The following is a 3,357-nucleotide window of genomic DNA, read 5'->3' as shown; positions in this document are numbered from 1 at the left end:
AGGTCAGGCCGTTCGTCATCCCGCCCCGGCACGGTGTAGGCACACGCCCTACCGGTGAGTAGCTCCGTTTCAGCACGCCACACGGCGTTTTCGGGTGCCCGTGCTCCTACATGCTGCGGAAGCCGGGGTCTTCCGTGACGACGCTTGGGCGTAGATCTCCATCGTTACCGAGAACGCGCATGTCGGAGAATCCGCATCGTCGGCCTCGGGTGGATGTCGTGATCCACCAGGAGCGTCCCACTGTTCTACCGCTTCCAGCCGACGGCGCGCTCAAGGCTCAAGTCCCGGACTACGTCGACATGGGCACCTGACTGGTTCCGATGGTGCTCCTGCCGTGCGTGCAGCGTGCACGGTGATCTTTCGCACGCTGGACCGCAGAACACGGTTGTCCCAGGAGCGATTAGTTCCGCGGTTCGATCGGGTACTGCATTCCGAGATCTTGAATCGGTGGGCTGACCGTGCGTATCCCCTGTCATGGTCGAGGTCGTGACTGCGCAGGACATCGCTGGTTGGGACGCCGATCTTCGGGCGCTGACCGATGGTCTGGGCTGGATGTTCAACCGGTCCGGAGCCGAGGGTGACGTTCGGGCTGATGGTGCGGGCGCTGCTGGCCGATGTGCCGAAGAAGAACTCGTGGAGGCTGGCCGAGCATGCTGGGCTGGCCACACCGCGTCCATTCGAGCACCTGCTCGACGGCGCGGTCTGGGATGCCGAGGTGCTGCGGATCAGGTGCGTGACTATGTGGTGGCGGGCCTGGGATCGGCTGCTGCCGCGGTGATCGCCGATCACACCCCCTGCGTGTCAGGGTGAGTTGAGTCCAGTGGTTCACAGCAAACCGGCCTGACGCAGGGCGAGATTCGGATCGATTGACATGACCCGCAAGGCCAGTTCCTCGGTGGTCGAGGACGATGATGGGCGGATGGATTCCCAGCAGCCGCGTGGTGACGGGCCGAGGCGGCGGCGCGCGTTCAGCGCGTCGGAGAAGCTCGCGCATCTCAGTGCCTACGAGGCGGCGTGCGAGCACGGTGACGGTGGCGGGTATCTGCGGCGGGAGGGCTTGTACTCGTCGTTGATCAGCGAGTGACGCAAGCAGCGCGATGCCGGTGTGCTGGCGGGCAAGGCGCCGGGCGAGAAGGTCGGCAGGCTGTCCGCGGAGCAGGCCGAGATCGCCCGGCTCACGCGGGAGAACGCCCGTTTGAGCAAGCGGCTGGACACCACCGAGGCCGCGCTCGACATCATGGGAAAAGCGCACGCTCTCTTGGAAAGTCTGTCCGAGAGAGCGGATTCCGACGACAAGCGCGGGAACGCTGACCCATGCCTACGCGTCGATGACCGCTGATGGTGTGTCGACCAGGCGGGCCGCGGTGCTGACCGGGCTGGTGCGATCGACGGCGATCCGTCACGGCAAGGCCGCCCTGGCGCTCACGCCGTCGGTGCTGCCGCGGCCGGTACTGGAGCCGGTCAACAAGCTGACCGTCCTGGAACGCCTGCGGATTCTCGAGGTGCTCACCAGCCCGCGGTTCGTGGACCTGGCGCCGTTGCAGGTCTACGCGCAGCTGCTCGACGAGGGCGTCTACCTGTGCTCGGTGTCCACCATGTACCGGGTGCCGGTGGACAACAGGCAGTGTCGGGATACGCGTCGACATGCAGAGGCACGTACGGGTGAACGGGCTCTGTCGCTGATCTTGTGGCATAAGGCAGCCCGGAGGTTGATCATGTTCTGGGTGTGTTGACGATCTTCTCCCTCATCTGGCCGGGATCGTGGTCAAGGGCGTGGAACGGACGCTTGGCGCGGTGGTGCTGCATGCCTGGGGCCGGTCGACGGAAGGGGCCTGTCCGCGCTGCGGTGAAGCATCCGGGCGGGTGCACGGCCGCTATGTACGGCGGCTTGCCGACTGCGCGCTCGGCGGGACCCGGACGGTGCTCGCGTTGACGGTGCGCCGGTTCAAGTGCCTGAACAGGGCATGTGAGGCGGTGACGTTCGCCGAGCAGTGCCGGGATTGACCAGCTCGCACGCCCGATACACGCCGCTGCTGCGCAAGGCGCTGGCCACTGTCGCGGTGGCGATGGCCGCCCGCCCAGGCGCGCGTCTGGCAGCCAGGCTCGGGATGCCCGCGGCCAAGGACACCCTGCTGCGCAGGGCCTGTCTGGAGTTGTGATCAAGCTGTGGGGGCCTCTTCCGGTGATGGCGCGTCGACTGGTAGATCCTTGGTATGGCGCGTACGGAACTCACCGACCAGGACTGGGAGTTGATCGAGCCGTTCCTGCCGATTGGCAGGTTCGGCCCGTATCCCGGGCGGTTGCGAGAGCAGTTCGAGGGTGTGCTGTGGAAGTTCCGCTCGGGCGGTCAGTGGCGGGAGATGCCCTCGGAGTTCGGGGCCTGGCAGACCGTCTACGACCGGTTCTGCCAGTGGCGTGACGCGGGTGTCTTCCAGGCGTTGATGGACGGGATGATCGCCGAGGCGGCCTGGCGTGAGCAGACTGATCTGTCGCTGGTCAGCGTGGACTCCACCATCGCCCGCGCGCATCAGGACGCGGCGGGCGCACGGGTCAGCGACGAGGTCCTGACCTGTCTTGAGGAAGCGGCGGAGGCGTCAAAGGGGGCGGCACGACGGGGCAGGAGCGGTCCGTCGTAGACGAACCAGGGGTTCTGGACCCGGAACGGGAGCAGCGGCGACGGGTTCGGCGGCGACGCCGGGCGCGGCTGAGGGCGGCGTTGCTCGGACGCTCGCGCAGCGGTCTGACCGGCAAGGTCCATCTCGCCTCCGACCTGGGTTGCCGCCCGCTGGCCTTCGTCCTGGCCGAGGGGCAGGCTGCGGACAGTCCCCAGTTCGTCCCGGTCCTGGACAAGATCAAGGTTCGCGGGCCGGTCGGCCGTCCGCGTACCCGGCCCGGCGCGGTCGCCGGGGACAAGGCCTACTCCAGCCGCGCCAACCGTGCCCACTTGCGTAAGCGCAACATCAAGGCGGTCATCCCGGAGAAGACCGACCAGACCGCCAACCGCAAGAAGAAGGGCCGCCGGGGCGGAGGGCCGTTCTCTCACGACGCCGTGCTCTACAAAGGACGCAACACCGTCGAACGCTGCATCAACAAGATCAAGGCATGGCGCGGGCTGGCCACTCGTTACGACAAGAAACCCGAGAGCTACCTCGCCGGTCTCCACCTACGCGGAGCGTTGATCTGGATACGCAGCCTTCGCCCCACCTCATGATCACAACTCCAGACAGAACCTAGGTGGCTGGTGTTTTTGATGGCTAAGGATCGGCGTGTTCGGTGCCGGTCGTGTGGTCGGTTCGGCAGGATGTCCGGGTGACGTTGGGGCGTGCGCCGCGGCAGGCGGGTCTGTTGCGGTCGACG

6 protein-coding genes and 1 pseudogene are annotated in these 3,357 nt (G+C 66.8%); all 7 read left to right on the top strand.

The features are described from left to right. Window positions 1-577 precede the first annotated feature (577 nt). The 7 genes and pseudogenes from FKR81_RS44740 to FKR81_RS42950 all read left to right on the top strand — a co-directional run bounded on the left by FKR81_RS44740 (window position 578) and on the right by FKR81_RS42950 (window position 3,211). Window positions 578-778 carry a hypothetical protein gene (locus tag FKR81_RS44740; protein WP_222598626.1) on the top strand — a complete coding sequence of 67 codons (201 nt, stop codon included), beginning with the start codon at window positions 578-580 and terminating at the stop codon, window positions 776-778. A gap of 93 nt (window positions 779-871) precedes the next feature. After that, window positions 872-1,084 carry a hypothetical protein gene (locus FKR81_RS42970; RefSeq protein ID WP_146361343.1) on the top strand — a complete coding sequence of 71 codons (213 nt, stop codon included), beginning with the start codon at window positions 872-874 and terminating at the stop codon, window positions 1,082-1,084. A gap of 21 nt (window positions 1,085-1,105) precedes the next feature. Beyond that, window positions 1,106-1,339, top strand: a complete 234-nt coding sequence (locus tag FKR81_RS42965) for a hypothetical protein (protein WP_146361341.1) — start codon at window positions 1,106-1,108, stop codon at window positions 1,337-1,339. A gap of 25 nt (window positions 1,340-1,364) precedes the next feature. Then, window positions 1,365-1,733 carry a hypothetical protein gene (locus FKR81_RS46200; RefSeq protein WP_146361340.1) on the top strand — a complete coding sequence of 123 codons (369 nt, stop codon included), beginning with the start codon at window positions 1,365-1,367 and terminating at the stop codon, window positions 1,731-1,733. Window positions 1,734-1,773: 40 nt separating this feature from the next. Continuing rightward, window positions 1,774-2,004 (top strand): transposase family protein, encoded by a 231-nt coding sequence (locus tag FKR81_RS42955; protein WP_186763522.1) that lies wholly within the window; start codon window positions 1,774-1,776, stop codon window positions 2,002-2,004. Continuing rightward, entirely contained in the window at window positions 2,001-2,159 is a 159-nt protein-coding gene (locus tag FKR81_RS44220; protein ID WP_186763521.1) for a hypothetical protein, read from the top strand. The genes FKR81_RS42955 and FKR81_RS44220 overlap by 4 nt, the downstream gene beginning before the upstream one ends. A 54-nt stretch (window positions 2,160-2,213) precedes the next feature. Continuing rightward, window positions 2,214-3,211, top strand: a pseudogene (locus FKR81_RS42950) (IS5 family transposase). The last annotated feature ends 146 nt before the right edge of the window (window positions 3,212-3,357 follow it).

This window comes from Lentzea tibetensis (assembly GCF_007845675.1).
GTDB classification, from domain to species: Bacteria; Actinomycetota; Actinomycetes; order Mycobacteriales; family Pseudonocardiaceae; genus Lentzea; species Lentzea tibetensis.
This window is presented reverse-complemented; position numbering and strand designations above follow the sequence as displayed.